The organism is Microbacterium sp. NIBRBAC000506063 (assembly GCF_017968845.1).
Taxonomy (GTDB): Bacteria; Actinomycetota; Actinomycetes; order Actinomycetales; family Microbacteriaceae; genus Microbacterium.
The window spans coordinates 1,906,234-1,930,442 of sequence record NZ_CP072876.1 but is presented as its reverse complement, the minus strand read 5'-3'; the positions used below and the strand labels follow the sequence as shown (position 1 = coordinate 1,930,442).

General features: G+C 70.0%; 11 protein-coding genes and 10 pseudogenes. 12 read left to right on the top strand and 9 right to left on the bottom strand.

What is annotated here, in order from left to right; translation table 11 throughout:
• On the top strand, positions 1-1,440 hold the full coding sequence (locus KAE78_RS10950) for a helix-turn-helix domain-containing protein (protein WP_223170858.1): 1,440 nt from the start codon (positions 1-3) through the stop codon (positions 1,438-1,440).
• Positions 1,441-1,639: 199 nt separating this feature from the next.
• On the top strand, positions 1,640-2,473 hold the full coding sequence (locus KAE78_RS10945) for a DUF559 domain-containing protein (RefSeq protein WP_223170857.1): 834 nt from the start codon (positions 1,640-1,642) through the stop codon (positions 2,471-2,473).
• A gap of 111 nt (positions 2,474-2,584) precedes the next feature.
• Here KAE78_RS10945 and KAE78_RS10940 read toward each other — a convergent pair whose 3' ends face one another.
• The 7 genes and pseudogenes from KAE78_RS10940 to KAE78_RS10915 form a co-directional block, all read right to left on the bottom strand.
• Positions 2,585-3,646, bottom strand: a complete 1,062-nt coding sequence (locus tag KAE78_RS10940) for a winged helix DNA-binding domain-containing protein (protein WP_223170856.1) — start codon at positions 3,644-3,646, stop codon at positions 2,585-2,587.
• Between the two features lie 124 nt (positions 3,647-3,770).
• The gene (locus KAE78_RS10935) at positions 3,771-4,280 is read right to left on the bottom strand and encodes a phosphoribosyltransferase (RefSeq protein WP_223170855.1); all 510 of its coding nucleotides are present in this window, start codon (positions 4,278-4,280) and stop codon (positions 3,771-3,773) included.
• Between the two features lie 30 nt (positions 4,281-4,310).
• Complete coding sequence (locus KAE78_RS18765; protein WP_317451927.1) at positions 4,311-4,787, bottom strand: transglutaminase family protein; 477 nt, start codon at positions 4,785-4,787, stop codon at positions 4,311-4,313.
• Between the two features lie 183 nt (positions 4,788-4,970).
• Positions 4,971-5,137: pseudogene (locus tag KAE78_RS18760) on the bottom strand (transglutaminase N-terminal domain-containing protein); the annotation flags it as partial.
• 14 nt (positions 5,138-5,151) lie between these two features.
• A pseudogene (locus KAE78_RS10925) lies at positions 5,152-6,077 on the bottom strand (alpha-E domain-containing protein).
• Positions 6,058-7,748 (bottom strand): annotated as a pseudogene (locus KAE78_RS10920) (circularly permuted type 2 ATP-grasp protein). Before KAE78_RS10920 ends, KAE78_RS10925 begins: the two co-directional pseudogenes overlap by 20 nt.
• Positions 7,749-8,052: 304 nt before the next feature.
• Positions 8,053-9,507 carry a glyceraldehyde-3-phosphate dehydrogenase gene (locus KAE78_RS10915; protein ID WP_223170854.1) on the bottom strand — a complete coding sequence of 485 codons (1,455 nt, stop codon included), beginning with the start codon at positions 9,505-9,507 and terminating at the stop codon, positions 8,053-8,055.
• Positions 9,508-9,760: 253 nt separating this feature from the next.
• Here KAE78_RS10915 and KAE78_RS10910 point away from each other — a divergent pair.
• A pseudogene (locus KAE78_RS10910) lies at positions 9,761-11,406 on the top strand (thiamine pyrophosphate-binding protein).
• Between the two features lie 39 nt (positions 11,407-11,445).
• Here KAE78_RS10910 and KAE78_RS10905 read toward each other — a convergent pair.
• The gene (locus KAE78_RS10905; protein WP_317451763.1) at positions 11,446-12,453 is read right to left on the bottom strand and encodes an APC family permease; all 1,008 of its coding nucleotides are present in this window, start codon (positions 12,451-12,453) and stop codon (positions 11,446-11,448) included.
• A 625-nt stretch (positions 12,454-13,078) separates the two neighbouring features.
• On the opposite strand from KAE78_RS10905, the pseudogene KAE78_RS10900 reads away from it, so the two are divergent.
• The 6 genes and pseudogenes from KAE78_RS10900 (at position 13,079) to KAE78_RS10875 (ending at position 18,989) form a co-directional block, all read left to right on the top strand.
• Positions 13,079-13,629: pseudogene (locus KAE78_RS10900) on the top strand (TetR/AcrR family transcriptional regulator).
• A 112-nt stretch (positions 13,630-13,741) separates the two neighbouring features.
• Complete coding sequence (locus tag KAE78_RS10895) at positions 13,742-15,055, top strand: NAD(P)/FAD-dependent oxidoreductase (protein ID WP_262927861.1); 1,314 nt, start codon at positions 13,742-13,744, stop codon at positions 15,053-15,055.
• 81 nt (positions 15,056-15,136) lie between these two features.
• Positions 15,137-15,589, top strand: a pseudogene (locus KAE78_RS10890) (cupin domain-containing protein); the annotation flags it as partial.
• A 149-nt stretch (positions 15,590-15,738) separates the two neighbouring features.
• Positions 15,739-16,014, top strand: a complete 276-nt coding sequence (locus KAE78_RS10885) for a helix-turn-helix transcriptional regulator (protein WP_223172467.1) — start codon at positions 15,739-15,741, stop codon at positions 16,012-16,014.
• Between the two features lie 121 nt (positions 16,015-16,135).
• Positions 16,136-17,543, top strand: a pseudogene (locus KAE78_RS10880) (aldehyde dehydrogenase family protein).
• Positions 17,544-17,636: 93 nt separating this feature from the next.
• Positions 17,637-18,989: an FAD-binding oxidoreductase gene (locus KAE78_RS10875; RefSeq protein WP_223170852.1), complete on the top strand. Its 1,353-nt coding sequence runs from the start codon at positions 17,637-17,639 to the stop codon at positions 18,987-18,989.
• Positions 18,990-19,049: 60 nt separating this feature from the next.
• Here KAE78_RS10875 and KAE78_RS10870 read toward each other — a convergent pair.
• Positions 19,050-20,439, bottom strand: a pseudogene (locus tag KAE78_RS10870) (MFS transporter).
• Positions 20,440-20,609: 170 nt separating this feature from the next.
• On the opposite strand from KAE78_RS10870, the pseudogene KAE78_RS10865 reads away from it, so the two are divergent.
• The 3 genes and pseudogenes from KAE78_RS10865 to hpaE all read left to right on the top strand — a co-directional run bounded on the left by KAE78_RS10865 (position 20,610) and on the right by hpaE (position 24,195).
• A pseudogene (locus tag KAE78_RS10865) lies at positions 20,610-22,024 on the top strand (fumarylacetoacetate hydrolase family protein).
• Positions 22,021-22,686 (top strand): GntR family transcriptional regulator, encoded by a 666-nt coding sequence (locus tag KAE78_RS10860; protein WP_223170851.1) that lies wholly within the window; start codon positions 22,021-22,023, stop codon positions 22,684-22,686. Before KAE78_RS10865 ends, KAE78_RS10860 begins: the two are co-directional and overlap by 4 nt.
• A gap of 13 nt (positions 22,687-22,699) precedes the next feature.
• Positions 22,700-24,195: pseudogene (gene hpaE / locus KAE78_RS10855) on the top strand (5-carboxymethyl-2-hydroxymuconate semialdehyde dehydrogenase).
• Positions 24,196-24,209 lie beyond the last annotated feature (14 nt).

Genomic DNA, 24,209 nt, shown 5'->3' with positions numbered 1-24,209 from the left:
ATGGACACCGGCATCCACCTGACAACGCTCGGCCACCGCATCCGACACTTCCGTCTGGCGAAGGGATACACCCTCGATGAGCTCGGGGCGCTGGTCGGGGTCGCCGGTTCACAGCTCAGCCTCATCGAGAACGGACGCCGCGAGCCCAAGCTCTCGCTCCTGCAGGCGATCGCGCAGGCCACCGACACAGAGGTCGCCGAGCTGATCGCCGCCGAGCCGCCCAACCGCCGCGCGGCGCTGGAGATCGAGCTGGAGCGCGCCCAGTCCAGTCCACTGTTCCGCCAGCTCGGAATCATCCCCGTGCGCGTGACCAAGTCGATGACAGACGAGACGATCGAGTCGATCCTGGGGCTGCACCGGGAGCTCGTCCGACGCGAGGGCGAGGCGATCGCCACCCCCGAGGAGGCGCGACGCGCGAACACCGAGCTGCGCCTGCGGATGCGGGCGCAGAACAACTATCTGCCCGACATCGAGAAGCTCGCCGAGAAGCAGCTCAAGGCCGCCGGGCACACCGGCGGCGCCCTCACCCACCGCACGGTGAGCATCATGGCCGAGAAACTCGGCTTCGAACTCATCTACGCCGGCGACCTCCCCAGCTCGACGAGGTCCATCACCGATCTCGAGAACGGCCGCATCTACCTGCCGCCGGCATCCATCCCCGGAGGTCACGGCCTGCGCTCGATGGCCCTGCAGGCGATGGCGCATCGGCTGCTCGGGCACACGCCGCCCACCGACTACGCGGCCTTCCTCGAGCAACGGCTCGAGATCAACTACTTCGCCGCCTGCTGCCTCGTCCCCGAGACCGCGGGCGTGGCGTTCCTGCAGCAGGCGAAGAAGGACAAGAACCTCGCCGTGGAGGACTTCCGCGACGCCTTCGGCGTGACGCACGAGGCCGCTGCGATGCGCATGACCAACCTCATGACCGAGCATCTCGGCATGGCTCTGCACTTCCTGCGCGTGGACTCTACCGGCGCCATCGCCCGCGTCTACGAGAACGACGACCTGCCCCTGCCCATGGACGTGACCGGATCGGTCGAGGGCCAGCCGGTGTGCCGCAAGTTCCAGGCGCGCGCGGCCTTCAGCCAGCAGAACCGCACGACCGAGCAGCACCAGTACACCGACACGCCCTCGGGCACCTTCTGGTGCGCGACCCAGACCGGGTTCTCCACCGAGGGCGAGTTCTCCATCACCGTCGGCGTGCCCTTCGACGACGCCCGCTGGTGGCGGGGCCGCGAGACCCCCGCCCGCGCGGTGTCGACCTGCCCCGATGAATCCTGCTGCCGTCGCCCCCCGGCCGAGGAGATCGCCCGCTGGCAGGGCAAGGCCTGGCCGAGCGCCCGCGTGCACACACACATCTTCTCGCCGCTGCCGCGAGGCGCCTTCCCCGGGGTCGACGACAGCGAGGTGTACGCGTTCCTGGAGCGGCACGCGGCGGAGTGAGTCGCGGCATCCGCCGTGTCACGATCTGCGGACATCTGCCCGTTTCGTGAGCGGATGCCGCAGATCAGCCCGCAGAACGGGCACCTGTCCGCGAATCGGGCGCCGGCTCCCCTCCTCCACATTCAATGAATCCGCGAAGTTCTCCACATCCGGCCGACTCCCGGCCTTGGATGCCGCGGACATCCTCCACGCTGAAGACATGCTCTCGGCACGCGACGCGATCTCTCGGCTCGGCGGGCTCGCCCGCGGAACCCACCTGCAGTCCCTGGGGTTCAGCAGACGGGCACTCGCCCGACTGGTCGACAAGGGCGAGATCGAGCGCATCCGCAACGGCGTCTTCGCCACCTCGGTGGATCCGACCCTTCGCGCTGCAATCGAGCACGGAGGCGCACTGACCTGCGTCAGCGTGCTGCGCGACGCCGGTGTCTGGACACTGTCGGACTCTGAGGTTCCGCATGTCTGGCTCGGACACAAGGGCCACCCGCACCCGCACCTCGGCTGCTCCTGCGTCTCCCACTACTATCGCGGGGCGCCACCTCTCGGGCGCGCCGAGGTCGAGACGGCCCTCGTTCACTTCCAGCGATGCGCAGGCGAGGAGGCGTTCTTCGCCGCTTTCGAGTCGGCGTGGCGGAAGGGGCTGCTCACGGCCGCCGCCCGCCGTCGGATCCGATCCGCCCTCCCTGCCTCCGCCCGATGGCTCGTCGATCTCGCCCGGCCGGACGCCGACAGCGGACTGGAGTCGCTCCTGCGTCTGCGGCTGCATGTTCTCGGCATCCGCCTGGAATGCCAGGTCGTCATCCACGGTGTCGGCAGGGTCGACTTCGTCCTCGATGATTCACTCATCATCGAAGCCGACGGCAAGGAGAACCATGCCCCTGAGAGCAAGCGTCACAAGGATCTGGTCCGCGACGCCGCCGCATCCGCCCAGGGCTTCGAAACGCTCCACTTCGACTACGCCCAGATCGTGTATGACTGGCCCGCGGTGCAGGCGTCCATCCTCGCCGCCCTCGCCCGGCTCCGTGACCGCTCCTGACGCGGCTGCCGTCCGCAAGACCGCGCCCGTTCTGCGGCCGTCCGCCCGTTCTGCGGGCGGACTCTGCGGATCAGTCCGTAGAACGGGCGCATGTCCGCGAAACGGGCGACGTCAGCCGGTGAGGAAGCGCAGGTAGGCGGCGAGCGCGGCGGAGACCTCGTCGTCACTCACGGAGGTGTCGTCGAACAGCGTCACTTCCGGCGGCGCAAGCGGTCGGCCGGCCGCCGTCGAGTGCTTCCATGTTCCCGCCGCGACACCGTCGGCGAGGATGATCGGCCGCACCTGGCCGTTCACCGCCGGGCCGATGAGCGCACGCCGCTCCGGCGGACACGCGACGTCCCGGTCCGCATAGGAGATGTAGTACTCCTCGAATGAGCCGAGCGCCAGAACACGACGCTCCTGCGGGGCGGGCAGACGATCTCGCGCGAGGAACAGTCCTTCCTCGATCTGATCCAGACGATCGGATGCCGCCTCGGCCGCTGCCCGTGAGACGCCGAGAGTGAGTCCTGACCACCACGCGAAGTCGGCGACCGTGGCAGGGCCATGTCCCTGCACGTAGCGGAGGAAGAGCTCCGAGTAAGGATCTGCCGGCCCCACCGCATCCTTGATGTGCTCCTCGACCAGCACGAAGAACTGTTCGCGGGTCACGCCGTCACGGGCGACGACGGGGCCCTGACACAGGATGCCGCGCAGCGCCAGATTCTGGATGACATGGAGACCGCGCTGCTCGCGGGGGTCGATGCCGCATCCCTCGAGGACGGCGAACAGCGCGGCCCGAGTCAGACGATCGTCGACCTGCAGAGCCTTCCGCACGGCGCGCTCCGCCGCGGAGAACGCCTCCGCGCCCAGACCGAGCTGACGATAGCGCGGCGCCGCCGCGCGAAGCTGCCGTTGCGCGGTCGCAGCGAGCACCCAGCCCAGATCGCTCGCCGGGATCGTATGCAGCGTTCCGCGCATCGTCCACGAGCGGACGAGCTCGCCGCTGTCGAAGTACGCATCCACGTCGCCGAGCGTCGGCTCTCCCGACGAGCGCACGGCGAGCGCCCAGCGCCCCGCCCAGAACTCCTGGCTCTGCACGGCGAGCAGGTGGCGCGCGGCATCCGGAACACTTTCCGATGGGCCGAGGAGGCGATGGGAACGCAGCCTCTCGGTGCGGAGCGTCTCGACCGTCATTCCCTCATCCTGCCAGCCGACTCCGCTCGCCTGGTGTCACGATCTGCGGACGGCTGCCCGTTCGGCGGACGGATGCCGCGAATCGGTCCGCGAAACGGGCACCCGTCCGCGGATCGGGCGCACCTCAGGCGCTCGGCGGCAGCGCCTGATCCTCTTCGCGGACCGTGCCCCGGAACGACCAGGGGAAGTCGATCCACCGGTCGGTGTCCTTCCAGGCGTAGTCGGGCTGGATGACCGTGGTCGGCTTCGTGTAGATCGTCACCGAGCGCACGTCGGCGCCCTTGTCGCTCAGGAGTCGCACCGCCAGCGCCAGGGTCCGCCCGGAGTCGGCGACATCATCCACGAGGAGGACACGGCGCCCGTTCAGGTACTCCAGGTCGAGCTCGGGTGGAAGCACCTCCGGGGCGTCGAGGACGGTGCCGATGCCCGTGTAGAACTCGACGTTGATCGCCCCGCAGTTCTTCGTGCCGAGCCCGTAGGCGATCGCGCCGGCCGGAAGCAGTCCGCCGCGGGCGATCGCGACGACCACCTCCGGCTCGAAGCCGTCGGCGAGGATCGCCCGCGCCAGCTCCCGCGTCGCCGAGCCGAAACCGTCCCAGGTGAGCGTCTCGCGCTCCGCCGTCGCATCCGTCATGGAGACCACTCTCCCACGCCGCGTCCTGCCTCACTCCAGCCGGGTCAGCTCGACGGAGACGAACATGCCCGACGAGCTCGGGCCGGCATAGACCCCGCGCAGCGGTGCGACGTCGGAGTAGTCCCGGCCGTGCCCGACGTAGACGTGCAGCTCGCCGATCTCGAGGAGGTTGGTGGGGTCGTAGCCGCACCACTGCCCGTCGAACCACTCGATCCACGCGTGGGACTCGCCGACGATCGGCTGTCCGATCGGGGCGTCCGGATCGGGCAGGAGATACCCCGAGACGTACCGTGCCGGGATCCCGGCGGCGCGCAGCACCCCGAGGGCGATGTGCGCGATGTCCTGGCAGACACCCGAGCGCACTGGCCACGCGTCCCGCGCCGTGGAGGTGACCCCCGTGACCCCGCGCCGGTACTCCATGGCCTCCCCGACCGCACGGCAGACGGCCAAGGCGGTCTCGCCGACCCCGCCGCCCCGGTTGAGGATCTCCTCGGCCAGGGCACGCATCTCCGCGTCGGGCGCGGTCGCGTCGGTCTGCATGAGGCATTCGGTGAGGTCGCCCGACACCGGGATGCGGGCGGCCAGCTCCTCCCAGGCGACACTCGTCTCGGGCCTGGGCGTGGGCCGGACGTCGACGATGCTCGTGGCGGTCACCGTGAGCTGCCGGTGCGGGACGAGCACCTCGAAGGTCGAGACCCGCGTGTCCCAGTAGTCGGCGTAGGAGTTCTGCGTGGCCTGCGGCGAGATCTCCAGCGCCGCCTGCAGCACGAACTGCCCCCGCGCGAGCGCGGCAGCATCCGCGCCTCGTTGTAGGAGGCCGTCGCCGGCTCCTCGTAGGTGAACCCCGTGCGATGCACGATCTGCAGCCGGCTCACAGCGCCTCCCCCGTCCAGATCGGCATGGCCATCGACGGGAAGTACCGCTCGCGCACCGCGTCGCTCGCCTGCGACACCGCGGCCTGCACCTCCTCCATCTGCTCCGGCAGCTGCACGACGATGTCATCGATCGGCCGGAACTCCAGTTCGGAGCGGATCCGCCCGAGGATCCGCGACGCCTTGTCCACCGAACCGAAGGAGATCGCCGGATCGATGCCGCGCAGACACTCCTCGGCGCGCAGCACGTTGAAGAGCACCGAGCGCGGGAACAGACGGTCCACGAGCAGGAACTCCACCGCAGAGTTCGCCGTCGGCACGGCGCGGTGGCTGCGCAGATGCGCCTCGTAGCCGCCGCAGCTGCGCAGGAGCGTCGTCCAGCTCGGGCCGCCGATCTCGGCGAGCGAGCGCGTGGCCAGGAGCCGGGCGGTCATGTCCGCGCTCTCCAATGCGCTGCCGAGGGAGAAGAAGTGCCAGGCCTCGTCGCGACTGGTGCCCGAGTCGACGACGCCGAAGGCGAGGGCGGAGCGGTCGCGCACCCAGCGGAAGAACTGGTGCGTCTTGTCGGAGGCGATCCGCCGCGGCATCCCCGTCTGCGTGTGATTGAGGGTCTCCCACAGGTCGGTCGAGATGATCTCGCGGGCACGACGCGCGTTCTCGCGAGCCGAGGCGATCGAGTGGGCGATGGATGCCGCATGGCTCTTGTCCATCGCGAGCATCGCGACCACATCATCGCGGCCCAGGGGATCGCCGGGTCGGCGGTGATCCCCATGACCGACAGCAGCGCCCGACATGCGGTGTCCTCGTCCACCCACGGATCCTCCAGCAGGAGTTGCAGATGCACATCGAGGATGCGGGCGGTGCCGTCGGCGCGCTCGACGTAGCGGCCGATCCAGAACAAGGCCTCAGCGATGCGACTCAGCATGATCCCGCCCCGGGCCCGCCTGCTGCTGCTGTTGCTGCTGCTGCTGGTGATGCCGCGTCTCGACGTCCTCGTCCAGGGGCGAGGAGCGCAGCGGCGTGGACGTGCCGTCCTGGTGCGGCGAGACGATCGAGATCGCGCCGGTCGCGAGCGAGACCTCATCGGATGCCGGCACCTGCTCGGACAGCGTGCGCATCGCCCCGCTCATCGGGCCGTCGTCGAGGACCCAGGTGTCCTTCGACCCTCCGCCCTGGCTGGAGTTGACCACCAGCTGCCCTTCGGGGAGCGCGACCCTGGTGAGGCCTCCGGGCAGCACCCAGATGTCGTCGCCGTCGTTCACGGCGAAGGGGCGGAGGTCGGCATGACGAGGGCGGAAGCCCTCGTCGACCAGCGTCGGGATCGTCGACAGCTGCACGACCGGCTGCGCGATCCAGCCGCGCGGGTCGGCCTGCAGGGTGCGCCGCAGCGCGGCGAGGGTCTCCTTCGAGGCATCCGGTCCCACGACCAGGCCCTTGCCGCCCGAGCCGTCCACGGGTTTGACGACGAGCTCGTCGAGCCGGTCGAGCACCTCGGCGAGCGCCTCGGGCTCCTCCAGGCGCCAGGTGTCGACGTTGGGGAGGATCGGCTGCTCGCTCAGGTAGTAGCGGATGAGGTCGGGCACATAGGTGTAGACGAGCTTGTCGTCGGCGACGCCGTTGCCGACGGCGTTGGCGAGGGTGACGTTGCCCAGGCGCGCGGCGAGCATGAGGCCGGGTGCCCCAGCACCGAGTCGGGCCGGAACTGCAGCGGATCGAGGAACTCGTCGTCGACCCGGCGATAGATCACATCGACCCGGGTGGGGCCGGCCGTGGTGTGCATCCAGACCCGCCCGCCCGAGCAGAACAGGTCGCGCCCCTCCACGAGCTCGACGCCCATGAGCCGGGCCAGGAGCGTGTGCTCGTAGTAGGCGGAGTTGAAGACGCCGGGGTGAGCACGACGACGGTCGGGTCGTCGATCCCCTGCGGCGCGGCGGCGCGCAGCGCCTGCAGGAGCCGCGAGGGGTAGTCCACGACCGGGCGGATGCGCAGACTCGTGAACAGCTCGGGCAGCGTCTGCGCCATGACCCGGCGATTCGAGAGCACGTAGCTGACCCCGCTGGGGACGCGCACGTTGTCCTCCAGCACGCGCCATTCGCCGCGCTCATCGCGGATCACATCAATGCCGGCGACGTGGATGCGGACGCCGTTGGCCCCCACGATGCCCGCCGCCTGGCGGTGGAAGTGCGTGGACGAGGCCAGGAGCGACGCCGGGATCACCCCGTCGCGGACCGCGCGCTGCGGACCGTACACGTCGGCCAGGAACGCCTCGAGCGCACGAACGCGCTGCGCGACGCCGGACTCGATGGTGCTCCAGTCCCGTGCGGCGATCACCCGGGGACGACGTCGAGCGGGAAGGGACGCTCCTCGCCGGCGAAGTCGAAGGTGACGCCCTGGGCGAGATAGGAGCTCGCCAGAGCATCCGTCCGCGCCTGCAGCTCCTGGTGGTCCATGCGCGCCAGCGCGCCGAACATCTCCCGGTAGGGGCGCGGACGCCGTCACGACCCACCACGGCATCGGAGGGGAACATCTCGTCCCAGGGCGAGGGGCCTGGCCGTGACGCCTGGCGAGACGCGTAATCCGTGAACAACGGCTCCATCACCGCATCCTCCCCGTCCGCATTTCGTGCGTATTACGGATGCCTACCGGGAGGGATCTCGGTCACGGCATCCGCCGTTCCGAGGAACACTACTGCGCGGAGTGCCCCGAGCGACAGAGGCGGAGCGGAACGTCACCGTCCGAGCAGGGCCGATGGCCGTCGCCTCTGCGCCCGTTCCACGGACCGTCGACCGAATCGGGGACGGATGCGGCCGATTCGTCCGCGATTCGGGCGCGCATCCGCGAAACGAGCGTCCGAACTCTGACGGCGAGGCGCCATGCCGCAGACGGCGCGGATGCCGCGCTCAGGCGTCGAGCGTCACCTCGATGCGACGGGGCAGCACCACCGGGTGGGTTCCCGCCATCGTCTCGAGCACGCGCACGACCTGGCGCGAGTAGCCGTACTCGTTGTCGTACCAGACGTAGAGGATGAGGTTGGTGTCCTCGGCGATCGTCGCCAGGCCGTCGACGATGCCCGCACGGTGCGAGCCGACGAAGTCGGTCGAGACGATCTCGGGCGACTCGACGTAGTCGATCTGCTGGCGCAGCTTCGAGTGCAGCGAGGCGCGGCGCAGGTAATCGTTGACCTGGTCCTTGGTCGCGTTCTTCTCCAGGGTGAGGTTGAGCACCGCGAGCGAGACGTCGGGGGTGGGCACGCGGATCGCGCTGCCGGTGAGCTTGCCCTCGAGCTCGGGAAGCGCCTTGGCGACGGCCTTGGCCGCACCGGTCTCGGTGATGACCATGTTCAGCACCGCTGAGCGCCCGCGCCGGTCGCCCTTGTGGAAGTTGTCGATGAGGTTCTGGTCGTTCGTGAAGGAGTGGACGGTCTCGACGTGACCGCGCACGATCCCGTAGGCCTCGTCGACGGCCTTGAGCACCGGGGTGATGGCGTTGGTGGTGCAGGAGGCCGCCGACAGGATCTTGTCGTCCGCGGTGATCATCGCCTCGTTGATGCCGTGCACGATGTTCTTCAGGGCGCCCTTGCCGGGGGCGGTCAGCAGCACACGGGCGACACCGGTGGAGCGCAGGTGCTGGCTGAGCCCTTCCTCGTCGCGCCAGCGGCCGGTGTTGTCGACGACGATCGCACGATCGATGCCGTACGCGGTGTAGTCGATCTCCGCCGGGTCGTTCGCGTAGATGACCTGGATCCGGGTGCCGTTGGCGATGATCTGGTCGTTCTCCTCGTCGACCGTGACAGTGCCCGCGAAGGGGCCGTGCACGGAGTCGCGGGCCAGGAGGCTCGCGCGCTTGACGAGGTCGTTCTCGCCGCCCCGGCGCACGACGATCGCCCGCAGCTGCAGGCCCTTGCCGCCGCCGGCGTGGGCGATGAGGATGCGGGCGACGAGGCGGCCGATGCGGCCGAACCCGTAGAGGACGACGTCGGTTCCTCCGTCGTGCGCCTCGGAGGCGCCGAGGACGTCGGCGAGCTCGCCGCGCAGGTAGCCGACCATCGACAGCCCGGATGCCGCGTGCCCGGAGATCAGGCGGGCGACGTCGAGCGAGGCCGGTCCGGGGCCGATCTCCTGCAGTCCCTCGAGCACGGCGAAGGTGTCCTCGAGGCGGATCGTGGCGTGACCGAGGTGCTCGGCGAGCTCATGGGCCTCGAGGATCCCGGTCGCCGAGCGGTTGATCAGCCGGTGTCCGTGGATGGAGGTGACGACGCCGTGATCGCGGTAGAGGCCCCCGACGAGCGGGATGATCCGCTCGGCGAGCTCTTCGCGGGCGACCCAGGCGCTGCGGTGCGCATTCCAGTTAGTCATGACGTGTTCCTTCGCGATGGCGTGCGGATCGCGCACGACAAACGTGTGAATCGAAATGGTGGGGATATGCGGCCGACGGCCTTCCTCCAGTCTACGGGAGCGCGAGGACGACTCCGACCGGCGTATAGAATCGAAGCGTCCGAGCCCTTCGCGGCTCGGTGCCCGAAAAAGGGGCACGAAGCGTCTGGTGCACAGTCGCACCGAGCGAGACACATACGGATTCCCTCACCGTTCCGTCTCGAAAGGCCTCACCATGCCTACCGTCTCCGCGCACGTCGCCCTCACCCTCGCTCAGCACATCGACGCCGTCTTCGGCCTCATGGGCAACGGAAACGCCTACTTCCTCGACGCCCTGGAGCGCGAGACCCCCGTCCCGTTCACGGCCGTCCGCCATGAGCAGGGTGCGGTGGTCGCCGCCGACGCCCACTACCGCGCCTCCGGTCGCATCGCCGCTGCCACGACGACCTACGGCGCCGGCTTCACCAACACCCTCACGGCGCTGGCCGAGGCCGTGCAGGCGCAGGTCCCGCTCGTCCTCGTCGTCGGCGACGAGCCGACCTCGGGCCCCCGCCCCTGGGACGTCGACCAGATCGCGCTGGCCTCCGCCGTCGGCGCGCGCACCTATACGGCCGGGCGCACGGATGCCGCGGCCTCCACCGTCATCGCGATCGAGCATGCCCTGACCTACCGCGTGCCGGTCGTGCTCGCGATCCCCTACGACGTCGCCGCGCTCGAGGCGGGCCCCGTGCCGCCGGCCCCGAGCCTGCGCCTGCCCGAGCCACTCGCCCCGCGCGGGGAGTTCGCCGAGGCGACGATCACCGAGATCGCCGATGCCCTCCGCGGCGCGAAGCGCCCCCATCTGCTCGCCGGCCGCGGCGCCTGGCTCGCCGGTGCCGGCGACGCCCTCGGCCGGCTGGCCGATGCCACGGGTGCGCTGACCTCGACGACGGCACTCGGACGCGGCGTCTTCCCGGCATCCGAGTTCGACCTCGGGGTCACCGGCGGGTTCGGGGCCGAGGGGGCGATGGAGCTCATCGGCGAGGCGGATGTCGCGGTCGTCTTCGGCGCGGGCCTGAACCAGTTCACGATGCGGTTCGGGGAGCTCTTCTCCCCGGCACGCGCGTGTATCAGGTCGACATCACCAGCGCCGCGACGCACGCGCACGTCGGCGGCTTCGTCCGCGGCGACGCCCGCCTCGTGGCCGAGGAGATCGTGCGGCTGCTCGCGGACGCCGCGCCCTCCGGTTGGCGCGAGAGCGTCGACGTGGCCGCGGCGCGCACCTACGAGCCCGGCGAGGAGCTCGCCCCGGACGGCCGGCTCGACCCGCGCTCGACGGCGGCGCGCCTGACCGAGCTGCTGCCGACCGACCGCGTGGTCGTCACCGACGGCGGACACTTCCTGGGCTGGTCGAACATGTACTGGCCGGTCGCCGCTCCGGATCGGATGATGATGGTCGGCACCGCCTTCCAGGCGATCGGCCTGGGCTGGCCGAGCGTCGTGGGCGCCGCGGTGGCGCGCCCGGAGACCACGGTGATCCTCAACTCCGGAGACGGCGGCGGACTCATGGCGCTGGCCGACCTGGAGTCGGCGGTGCGCGTCGCGGGCGGCCGCGGCTGCGCGGTCGTCTGGAACGACGCCGCCTATGGCGCCGAGATCAACCTGTACGGGCTCAAGGGTCTCGCCGAGGGGCCCATGCGCATCCCCGAGGTGGACTTCGCCGGGCTCGCGACCGCCGCCGGCGGCGAAGGGCTGATCGTGCGCACCCTCGACGACCTCGAGCGCGTGCGCGAATGGACCGCCGAGGACCCGGCGACCCGCCCGTTCCTGCTGATCGACCTGCGCATCTGCGGCACGATCATCGCCCCGTACCAGCAGGAGATCATCCGCATCAACTCCTGAGAGGAGGGGGCGGATGCCGCGGCATCCGCCCCTCGCTCGTCAGTCCCCGATCTCGGTGAGGGTCGCCGCCTCGTCGTCGGCGCCGTGACCGATCCGCGCGTAGTCGGCGGGACGGTTCCGCTTCATCCAGAAGCCCCAGGCGATGCCGAGGATCCCCGGCACGATCACCAGCGCCGGAAGGAGGAAGGTGACGGCGTTGGCCTCGGGCTGGTCCAGCAGCACGTTGAAGTTCGCGATGATCAGCACGAGCGCGACCGTCAGTGCGAGGAAGGCCACGATCGGCGCGACGACGCGCGCGACGATCCCGACGTCCTTCGGATCGCGCCGGAAGTAGCCGATCACCGCGATCGAGACGATGGCCATGAGCAGCACGAGACCGAGAGCGCCGGTGTTCGTCAGCCAGGAGAACAGGGTGACGACGGGGAAGAGCGGACCGAGCTCCGACCCGGCACCGGCGATCGCGAACACGATCACCACGACGGCGGCGAGTACCGACTGGGTCAGCGACCCCGCCCAGGGCGCGTCCTGGCGCGGGCGCACGGCCGAGAGCCCGTGCGGAAGGACCCGCTCGCGACCGAGCGAGAAGAGGTAGCGTGCGACGGCGTTGTGGAAGGCGACGAGCGCGGCGAACAGGCTCGTGATGAACAGCAGCGACATGATGTCCACGACGATGAGCCCCAGGCGGTCGGCGACGAAGGTGAAGAACAGCGGCGGACCGGCCTCGTCCATCGTGATGCCGCCGGAGGTGATCTTCTCGGGACCGATCGCCAGCGCCAGCGCCCACGACGACAGCGCGTAGAACAGTCCGATGATGACGACGGCGCTGAAGGTCGCCCGCGCCACTGTCCGCTTGGGGTCCTTGGCCTCCTCGCCGTAGATCGCCGCGGACTCGAAGCCCATGAAGGCGGCGATGCCGAAGACGAGCACGGCACCGATCCCGGGCACGAACAGCGCGCTCGGCGAGATGGGGGCAGCGGTGAAGCCCTCGGCGGGATTCGCGAAGGCGACGACGTTGAAGACGATGACCGCCGCGAACTCCAGCAGCACGATGACCCGAGGACCTTCGCCGACAGGTCGACGCGGTTGACGCCGAGGAGTCCGACCACGACGATGCACACGAGGATCGGGATCCACCACGGCACGTCCCAGCCGAGCTTCTCGTCCAGCAGCATCGAGATCTGGAAGCCGAACATGCCGTAGATGCCGATCTGCATGCAGTTGTAGGCCACGAGCGCGATGAGCGAGACGCCGACCCCGGTCGGGCGACCGAGACCGCGCGAGGCGTAGGCGTAGAAGGCCCCGGCGTTGGTGATGAAGCGGCTCATCGCGGCGTAGCCGATCGCGAAGATCGCCAGCGCGAGCGCCAGGACGATGTAGCCGACGGGCACGGCGATGGAGCCGGTGACCGAGTAGGCGGTCGTGGCGCCGCCGGCGATGACGGTCAGCGGCGCGGAGGCCGCGATGATCATGACGGTGATCGCCGGGACGCCCAGCCGGCGGCTCTGCCGGACCGTGGTGTCTGTGGCGACGGTGTTCGCACTCATGGAAAACTCCTGCGTTCGGGTGACGTTCCTCGAATCCTCCCGCGGCGGCCGCCCCGCGACTTGTCTGATCCGGCACACCCCTTGCCCGATCGGGCACGAGGGGAGCACAGGCCCTTAGGGTTGCGGATGTGAGCACTTCTCCCGGACGCGAATCCCTGCTGCGCGCCACGATCACCGTCGTCGCCCGCGGAGGCCTGCGGGATCTGACCTACCGCGCCGTCGCCGCGGAGGCCGGTGTCTCGCACGGGCTCGTCCGCCATCACTTCGGCTCCCGCGACCAGCTCATCGCCGCGGCGCTCGAGTTCGCCGTCGAGGAGAGCCTGCGCGACACGAGCATGCGCGCGGCGGTGTCGGATGTCGCAGCCTTCGCCGCCGGCATCGAGTCGCATGCCAGGCGCAGCGAGGAAATCGAGGCCTTCCAGTACGAGCTGCTGCTGGAGTCGCGCCGCCGCCCGGAGCTGCGCCCCACGTCGAGCGCTACTACGAGACGTACCGCGCGGCCACGCGCGAGCGCCTCCGCGAGCTGGGGCTCGACGACGAGGAGCTCGTCGAGGCGATCTGGTTCGCCCTGGACGGCATCGTGCTCAAGCAGCTGACGCTCGGCGACGGCGCCGATGTGGAGCGCGTGCTCACCCGCATCCGACGCCTGATCTCGGAGGCTTCGGCCGGAAGAACCTGAAGACTATCCAGATGGATATTGACTATCCAATTGGATAGTCGTAGGCTCGGGGCGCCCACCGAACGAACCAAAGGCGGTTTCCCATGGCCCACGCACGTCCCGTACTGTCACCATCGTCGGCGCCGGATTCTCCGGCCTGATCGCAGCCCGCGAGCTCGAAGCGGCGGGAGTGGCCGTGACGATCCTCGAAGCACGCGACCGCATCGGCGGGCGCGCCTGGACCGAGGAGCGTCTCGGGCACACGCTCGAGATGGGCGCGACCTGGGTGCACTGGATGCAGCCGTTCATCTGGACCGAGATCACCCGCTACGGGCAGACCATCTACCCGAGCCCCGTCGCCGACACCGCGTACTGGCTGAGCGGCGGCGAGGTCCACCAGGGCACCGAGGCCGAGCTCGATGCGAAGCTGGAGCGCCCCCAGGCGAAGATCTTCGAGGGCTCGCGCGACTTCTTCCCCTACCCGCATGAGCCGCTGCACATCCTCGACTCCGGCGACGACGCGCTCATCGAGCGGTTCCGCGCCGCCGACCAGGGCGGCGTCCTCGACGCGCTCCGCGACGGCGGATTCAGCCAGGAGGAGATCGACCTCGCCGACGCCTATTGGTCGGCCGGCTACAACGGCTACACCGCGACCGCATCGCCGCTCATGGCCAAGCACTGGGCGTCCCTCAGCGACCACCGCCTGGGTCTGCTCGACGAGCAGACGCTGCGGTTCAAGCTGCATGGCGGCATGCGCGGCATCTATGAGGCCATCGCGGCGGATCTGCGCACCGACATCCGCCTGAGCACCGTCGTCACGGCCGTGGAGCACGGCGCGCATGGCGCGACCGTCACGCTCGAGGACGGCAGTCGGATCGAATCGGATGCCGTCATCGTCACCGCTCCGCTCGGCGCCCTGGGGAACCTCTCGTTCTCCCCCGCCCTGCCCGAGAAGGCACAGGCCGTGATCGAGGAGGGCTGGGACTGCACCGGCTTCAAGATCTGGATCAAGATCCGCGGTCATCGCTCGCTCATCGCCTACGCGCCGACCGGACACCCGATCGCCCTCATCCGCAGCGAGTACTTCCTCGACGACGACACGACGATCCTCGTCGGCTTCGGCCCCGATCACACGAAGATCGACCTGAAGGACCGAGACTCCGTCGAGGAGCTCATCAGGCAGTGGGTGCCGGATCTCGAGGTCGTCGAGACCACCGGTCACGACTGGGGCGCCGACCGCTGGTCGGGACAGACCTGGGCCACACCCCGCTCCGGCCAGTTCCTGGAGGGCTGGAGCCTCTTCCGCGACACCGGCACGCGCCTGCGCTTCGCGGGCGCCGACTGGGCGAAGGGGTGGAACGGCGTCGTCGTCGATGGCGCCATCGAGACCGGGATCACGACCGCGCGCGGTCTCATCGAGGAGTTCCGCGCGACAGAGGAGGGATAGCACCATGGCTCGCACGACAACGGCGTCGGCGACACCCGCCGGAATCCGGGCGCGCTCGATTTCACCCGGTTCCGTACGGCGGTGAGCGAGTCGTTCGTGCCGCTGCAGGTGACGACCGAGCATCCGGATCCGTTCCGCGGATCGATCCGGCACACCACCGCCGACGAGGTGCACTTCTCGATCGTGGAGGCCACCGATCATACGGTGGAACGCACCCCGGCGCTCATCGCGGCCCGGAGCCGGCGCTACTTCAAGGTCGGCGTCCAGCTCGAGGGCACGGGCCTGCTGGTCCAGGAGGGCCGCGAGACCCTGCTGCGGCCGGGGTCGATCGCCATCTACGACACCGATCGCCCCTACACGCTCTCCTTCGAGGACCGCTTCCGCACGCTCGTGATGATGTTCCCCGCGCACTGCGTCGACCTGCCGCTGGACGCGGTCGCCGAGCTCACCGCGACCCCGCTCGAGCGCAGCGGCGGCATGGGGCGGCTCATCGTGCCGCACCTGACGAACTTGGCCGCCGACCTCGGCGTGGTGCAGGGCGCCGCGGGCGCGCGCCTTGCCCGGAACTCGGTCGACATGGTCGTGACGCTGCTGGCGGACGAGCTCGCGCGCGGACCGCTGACCCTGACGCCGCACCAGCGGCTCTTCGGCGACATCGTCCGCTTCATCGACCGCAACCTCGGATCCCCGACCTCGACCCGGCGAGCATCGCCGCCGCCCACTTCATCTCGCCCCGGCATCTGCACGCGCTCTTCCATGAGAACGACGCGACCGTGGCGACCTGGGTGCGGCGGCGACGCCTGGAGGAGTGCCGGATGCGGCTGCTCGACCCGCTCTGCGACGACCGCCCGATCATGGGCATCGCCGCCGAGTGGGGCTTCACGGACGCCGCGCACTTCAGCCGTGCGTTCCGCGCCGAGTTCGGCTGCTCGCCCCGCACCCTCAGATCCGAGCGGTGACGACGTTCGCGGTCCTGCGCCAGACGCACGCAGCCGTGCACGATCAGACAAGCCCGCGCCCGCACCCGGGCGCATGATCGACCTGGAGCCGAGAGGCTCCCTACCCCAGGAGGACACAGACATGGACACCTACGAGACTCTGCTCGCCGCGATCACGGCGGACGGCGGCCAGGGCCGACCGGTGGAGGATCCGGCCACGGGAGAGGTCATCGGCGCCGCGCCGGTGCACACCGCCGCCGATCTCGACGCCGCGGTCGCCCGTGCGCAGTCGGCGCAGGCGGCCTGGGCCGCACTCGGCGACGAGGAGCGCGTCGCGACCCTGAACCGGGTGGCGGATGCCGTCGAACGCTCGAGCGAAGCGCTCGCGCACCTCCTCTCCCGGGAACAGGGCAAGCCCTTGAACGGCCCGAACGCGCGTTTCGAGGTGGGCGCCTGCGTCGCCTGGCTGCGTGCGACCGCCGCGACTCCCTCCCCTTCGAGGTCGTCGTCGACGACGGCGAGACCTACGCCGAGCTGCACTACCGCCCGGTCGGGCTCGTCGGCGCGATCACGCCGTGGAACTGGCCGATGATGATCGCGATCTGGCAGCTGGCGCCCGCGCTGCGCATGGGCAACGCGGTGGTCGCCAAGCCCAGCGAGTACACGACGCTGTCGGGTCTGGCGCTGGCCGCCGTGATGAACCAGGAACTGCCCGAGGGCGTGCTGAACGTCGTCGCCGGCGCCGGCGACATCGGCGCGGCGATGGTCGCGAACCCGGCCTTCGGCAAGATCATGTTCACCGGTTCCACCGCGACCGGCCAGAAGATCATCGAGAGCTCGGCGGGCAACGTCACCCGCCTCACGCTGGAGCTGGGCGGCAACGACGCCGGCATCGTCCTGCCGGATGTCGATCCTGCCGCGATCGCCGAGGGCCTGTTCTGGGGGTCGTTCATCAACACTGGGCAGACCTGCGCGGCGCTCAAGCGCCTCTACGTGCACGACGACGTCTACGACGAGGTCGTCTCGGCCCTGACCGAGGTCGCCAAGAACATGCCGATGGGCATCGGGCTCGAGGAGCAGAACGTGCTCGGGCCCCTGCAGAACCGGATGCAGTTCGAGGTCGTCGACCGGCTCGTGGAGGCCGCGAAGTCCTCCGGCGCCCGCGTCGTGCTGGGCGGGGAGCCCGATCGCGACGCGGCCGGGCACTTCTACCCGACCACTCTCGTCGCCGACATCGATCCGGAGAACCCGCTCGTCGTCGAGGAGCAGTTCGGGCCGGCGCTGCCGATCATCCGCTACCGCGACGTGGATGAGGCGGTCGCGCTCGCCAACGGGGTCGACGTCGGCCTCGGCGCCTCGGTGTGGTCGGCCGACCGCGATCGTGCCCGCGAGATCGCCGCCCGACTGGAGGCGGGTACGGTGTGGATCAACTCGCACGGCGGTGTGCACCCCTTCGTCCCCTTCGGCGGCGTGAAGAAGTCCGGCTACGGTCTGGAGTTCGGCACCGAGGGCTCAAGGCCGTCTCGGTGCCGCAGGTCATCAACGGCTGAGGCGGCATCCGATCCCCCTTCCGCGGGACACGGCGCACGGAAGCGGGTACCGTTTCTCGGAGTCGTCGTACACCCGCCGAGGAGGATGTCGCCATGACCGAGCCGCAGGTCGCCGAGCTGATCGCGCACCTCGGCGACCGTCTGGTGCTCGATCCCGAGACGGTCGCCGCGTTCAGCCGCGACAGCTCACGAGCCGAGCCCCAGGGGGCCGCGCGGGCGGTCGTGCTCGCCGCGTCGACAGCGGATGTGTCGGCGGCCCTCGCCTGGGCGCACCGCCACGGCGTGCCCGTCTCGGTCCGCGGCGCCGGAACGGGCCTGTCGGGCGGCGCCATCGCCTATCCGCGAGGGCTCATCGTCTCGCTGGAGCGCATGAACCGCATCATCGCCATCGACGCCGGCAATCGCCTCGCCGACATCGAGCCCGGTGTCATCACCGCCGACCTCGATCAGGCCGCCCGCGCGCACGGGCTGTTCTTCCCGCCCGATCCGGCCAGCGCCCGCACCTCCACCGTCGGCGGGAACATCGCCACGAACGCGGGCGGTCTGCGCTGCGTCTCCCACGGGGTGACGACGGATGCCGTCGCCGCCCTCGAGGTGGTGCTCGCCGACGGCCGCGTGCTGCGCACGGGCGCCCGCACCCGCAAGAACACCACGGGCTACGACCTGACGAGCCTGTTCGTCGGATCCGAGGGGACGCTGGGGGTGATCACCGGCGCGACCGTGCGGCTCAAGCCCGTCGCACCGGGCACTCCTCGCACGTTCCGAGCGAGCTTCGACGATATTGAGGATGCCGGGCGCGCGGTCACCACGATCGTCGGCAGTGCCGCCCAGCCCGAGGTGCTCGAGCTCATCGATCGCGCGAGCGTGGAGATCATCGAGTCGTTCCAGCCCAGCGGCCTGCCGCTTCCGGGCGCCGCGCTCCTGGTCGGTCAGACCACCGGGCTCGACGCCGCGGCGCGGGCCGAGACGATCCTGCAGCTGTGTCGCGAGCACGGCGCCGACGACACCGAGATCGCCGACTCCGACGCCCTGCTGGAGGCACGCCGTCTCGCCAACCCCGCGCTGACCGCGCGCGGGCTGCGGGTGTCGTGCGACGTGGCCGTGCCCATCAGCGAGCTGGCCGCGGTCTTCCGCGGCATCGACGAGATCGCCGCACGGCACGGCCGGCAGGTCTCGACCGTCGCGCACGCCGGCGACGGGAACCTGCATCCGAGCGTGCAGGCCGGCGAGACGCCCGAGGAGTACCGGGCGGCCGAAGCCGTGATCGACGACATCACCCGGCTCGCCCTGTCGCTGCGCGGCACGATCACCGGGGAGCACGGCATCGGCTCGGTCAAGCAGCACGAGCTGCCCTGGCAGCTCGACGAGGTCGCCCTCGACACGCAGCGCGCGATCAAGGCGGCGCTGGATCCGACCGGGATCCTCACCCCCGGACGCGCGATCTGAGCCACCGGCTGACGACGACAGCGCCCCCGCCGGCCGGGCGGGGGCGCTGTGCACCGGGACTCAGGCCTTGGAGAGCCCGCGGATCGGGGAGACCGCCTGCTCCGCCTCGTGCTCCGGCCCGAGCGGGATGCCCGAGCGGTCGCGCAGCAGCAGAGTCGCGATCAGGCCGAGCGCCGTCATCCCGGCGAGGTACCAGGTGACGCCATCGGTGGAGCCCGTCGACTGCACGATCGCCCGAGCGATCATCGGCGCGAAGGCACCGCCGATGATGGCGCCGATCGCGTAGGAGATCGATACGCCCGAGAAGCGGATGCTGGCGGGGAACAGCTCGGAGTAGAGCGCCGACTGCGGACCGTAGGTGAGCCCGAGTCCGACGGTGAGGATGACCAGCGCGAGCGTGAGGTTGACGATGCTCCCGGTGTTGACGAGGGGAACAGCAGGAAGACGCCGATGCCCTGCAGGATCCAGCCGGCGATGTAGGTCGTGCGGCGTCCGATCTTGTCGGAGATCCACCCGGCGAACCAGGTGAACACCAGCCACGAGACACCGGAGAGGGTCACCGCACCGAGCACCTCGGCGCGCGCGAGGCCGACAGGCCCCTCGGGGTCGGTCGCATAGCTCTGGATGTACCCGCCGGTGGTCATGTAACCGACGGCGTTGTTGCCCGCGAAGACGAGCGCCGCGATGAGCACCAGCAGCGCGTGCCGACGGAACAGCTGCACGATCGGCATCCTCGTCTGCTCCTTGCGCTCGGCGATCTCGGCGAACACGGGGCTCTCCTCGACGCGACGACGGATGTAGTGGCCGACGAGGATCAGCACGATGCTGAAGAGGAACGGGATGCGCCAGCCCCAGGCCAGGAACCACTCGTCGCCGGGGAGCGCGACGAGCGCCATGACCCCGGATGCCAGCAGAAGGCCCAGAGGCACACCGACCTGCGGCGAGGCGCCGAAGAGTCCGCGCTTGGCCTTCGGGGCGTGCTCCACGGCCATGAGGACCGCCCCGCCCACTCGCCGCCGGCCGAGATGCCCTGCAGGATGCGCAGGAGCAGCAGGATCACCGGGGCGGCGACGCCGATCATCTCGAAGGTGGGCAGCAGGCCGATCAGGGTGGTCGCCGCGCCCATCAGGATCAGCGTCCACATCAGCACGATGCGGCGACCGTACCGGTCGCCGAGGTGGCCGGCGAGGAAGGCGCCGAGCGGACGGAACAGGAAGCTGATGCCGACGGTGGCGAAGGAGAACAGCAGGCTGTTCGGGCCGAGCCCGGCGAAGAAGAGCGTCCCGAAGACGAGACCCGCGGCCTGCGCGTAGATGAAGAAGTCGTACCACTCGACGGTGGTGCCGACGACGGTTGCGAACACGACGCGGCGCCGGTCCTTGGACTGTGAGATCGTGCCGGTGGGCGTGAACCCCTCCGGCGGCGAGGCGGGACTCTGCGGTGTGCTCATGCGGGTGACTCCTGTGTCGGTCGGACGTCGCTGTCTTCGGGTCGCGATGCGAGAACTCGCTCTTGCCCGATGAGGTACGATCATATACGATTTGAGATACAGCGCAAGAGCGCTCGTCAAAATTCGCAAGGAGGCGTACCCGTGACGGCACACCCGGCCACCCCGGCAAGATCATCGCGATCCACCTGAGCTACACCTCTCGCGCCGAGCAGCGCGGCCGGCGCCCCGCCCACCCCTCCTACTTCTTCAAGCCGACCAGCTCCCTCGCCGCCACCGGCGGCGCGGTCGAACGCCCCGCGGGCACCGAGCTCCTCGCCTTCGAGGGCGAGATCGCCCTCGTCATCGGCGAGCCCGCGCGCTGGGTGGGCGTCGACGACGCCTGGGCGCACGTGGCATCCGTCACCGCCGCCAACGACCTCGGCCTCTACGACCTGCGCACGAACGACAAGGGCTCCAACGTCCGCTCCAAGGGCGGCGACGGCTACACGCCTCTCGGCCCCGAGCTCATCGACGCGCGGGGCATCGACCCGGCCGGCATCCGCGTACGCACCTGGGTCAACGGCGAGCTCCGCCAAGACGACTCCAGCGCGGGCATGTTCTTCTCACTCCCCAGATCGTCGCCGACCTCTCCCAGCACTTCACGCTCGAGACCGGCGACGTGATCCTCACGGGGACACCGGCCGGCTCCTCCGTCCTCGTCCCCGGCGACATCGTCGAGGTGGAGGTCGACGTCCCGGCCACCGGCGCGAGCTCCGGACGCCTGGTGACCACGGTCATCCAGGGCGACACGCCCTTCGACGGTCGCCTCGGCTCCCTGCCCGCGGTCGACGATCTGCAGCGCACGGAGGCCTGGGGCTCGCGCGAGGCGGCCGGACTGCCCGAGGCGGGCGGGCTCGATCCCGAGCTGCGCGCCAAGCTCGAGAAGGCACCGACCGCGGGTCTCTCGGCGCAGCTGCGCAAGCGCGGATACAACGCCACTTCGATCGAGGGCGTGCGCACCAACATCCCGGGGGCGAAGATCGTCGGCACCGCGAAGACGCTGCGCTTCGTCCCGGGACGCGAAGACCTCTTCCGCAGCCACGGCGGCGGATACAACGCGCAGAAGCGCACCTTCGACGCCGTCGCACCCGGCGAGATCATCGTCATCGAGGCCCGCGGCGAGCGCGGCTCCGGCACGCTCGGCGACATCCTGGCCCTCCGCGCCCAGGCGCGCGGCGCGGCGGGCGTCGTCACCGACGGCGGGGTGCGCGACTTCGACGCGGTCGCCGAGATCGGCCTGCCCGTCTTCTCGCAGGGCGCGCACCCCGCGGTCCTCGGACGCAAGCACGTGCCCTGGGACTACGACGTGACGATCGCCTGCGGCGGCGCGACCGTCCAGCCCGGCGACATCATCGTCGGCGACGGCGACGGCGTGATCGTGATCCCTCCGGCCCTCGCCGAAGAGGTCGTCGATGAGGCGCTCGCCCAGGAGGACGAGGACGCGTGGGTCGCCGAGCAGGTCGCCGCCGGTCACCCGGTCGACGGACTGTTCCCGATGAACGCGCAGTGGCGCGCGAAGTATCAGGCGACGCGGAGCGACGCATGAGCACGGTCACGCTCAGCAAGTCGCAGCAGGCCTACGCCTGGATCAAGGAGCGCATCGCCGACCGGCGCTTCTCCCCCGGCTATCGTCTGGTGCTGGGCACGATCGCGAAAGAGCTCGACATGAGCGTGGTGCCCGTGCGGGAGGCGATCCGTCAGCTCGAGGCCGAGGGCCTGATCACGTTCGAGACGAACGTCGGCGCACATGTGTCGATGGTCAGGGAGTCGGAGTACTCCACCACGATGCAGACGCTCTCCATCGTGGAGGGCGCGGCGACGATGCTCTCGGCGCCCCATGTCTCCTCCGAGGACATCGCCCGTGCCCGCGAGATCAACGAGCTCATGATCGCCAGCCTCGACCATTTCGACCCGCACCGCCTCACCGAGCTCAACCGCCGCTTCCACTCGACCCTCTTCGAGAACTGTCCCAACGACCACATCCTCGATCTCGTCCATCGCGGCTGGGCGCGCCTCGACGCGCTGCGCGACTCGATCTTCAGCTTCGTCCCGGGCCGCGCCCGCGAGTCGGTTAAGGAGCACGAGGAGATCCTCGCGCTCATCGAGTCTGGCGCCCCGCCCCTGGACATCGAGCTCGCCGCCCGTGCGCACCGTCAGCGCACTCTCGACGCCTTCCTCGCCCACCAGGACTCGCAGAAGTCCGTCTGAACCGGAGACCATCATGACCCACCCCACTCCCGAGAACCTGCCCGACCGCCTCCGCCACTACATCGACGGCGAGTTCGTCGACTCGATCGACGGCGACACCTTCGACGTCCTCGAACCGGTCTCGAACGAGGTCTACATCCAGGCGGCGTCGGGCAAGGTCGCCGACATCGACCGCGCCGTCCAGGCGGCCAAGAAGGCCTTCGAGGAAGGGCCCTGGCCCGGATGCTGCCGCGCGAGCGCTCGCGCGTGCTGCACAGGATCGCCGACATCGTCGAGTCGCGCGACCAGCGACTGGCCGAGCTGGAGTCCTTCGACTCGGGTCTGCCGATCACCCAGGCACTGGGCCAGGCCCGCCGGGCCGCGGAGAACTTCCGCTTCTTCGCCGACCTCATCGTCGCGCAGGCCGACGACACCTACAAGGTGCCCGGCCGGCAGATCAACTACGTCAACCGCAAGCCGATCGGCGTCGCGGGCCTGATCACCCCGTGGAACACGCCGTTCATGCTCGAGTCGTGGAAGCTGGGCCCGGCCCTGGCCACCGGAAACACGGTCGTGCTCAAGCCCGCCGAGTTCACACCGCTGTCGGCGTCACTGTGGGCGGGCATCTTCGAGGAGGCCGGCCTGCCCCGGGGCGTGTTCAACCTCGTCAACGGCTTCGGCGAGGAGGGCTTCGCGGGCGATTCGCTCGTCAAGCACCCCGATGTCCCGCTCATCTCCTTCACCGGCGAGAGCCGCACCGGGCAGATCATCTTCGGCAACGCCGCCCCTACCTCAAGGGCCTCTCGATGGAACTCGGCGGCAAGAGCCCCGCCATCGTCTTCGAGGACGCTGATCTGGATGCCGCGATCGACGCGACGATCTTCGGCGTCTTCTCGCTCAACGGCGAGCGCTGCACCGCGGGCTCCCGCATCCTGGTGCAGCGCTCGGTCTACGACGAGTTCGTCGAGCGCTACGCCGCGCAGGCGAAGCGGGTCAAGGTCGGCTACCCGCACGACCCGCCACCGAGGTGGGCGCGCTCGTGCATCCGGAGCACTACGAGAAGGTCATGGGCTACATCGAGATCGGCAAGTCCGAGGGGCGCCTCGTCGCCGGCGGCGGCCGGCCGGAGGGCTTCGAGTTCGGCAACTTCGTCGCACCGACCGTGTTCGCCGATGTCGCCCCCGACGCCCGCATCTTCCAAGAGGAGATCTTCGGCCCTGTCGTCGCGATCACGCCCTTCGACACCTGGGAGGACGCGCTCGCGCTCGCGAACAACACCAAGTACGGCCTCGCCGCCTACGTCTGGACCAACGACCTCAAGGGCGCGCACAACTTCGCGCAGTCGGTCGAGGCCGGCATGGTGTGGCTGAACTCGAACAACGTCCGCGACCTGCGCACCCCTTCGGCGGTGTGAAGGCCTCGGGCCTCGGTCACGAGGGCGGCTACCGCTCGATCGACTTCTACACCGACCAGCAGGCCGTGCACATCACGCTCGGCGCTGTCCACAACCCCACCTTCGGCAAGAACTGAACGCAAGGAAGCGA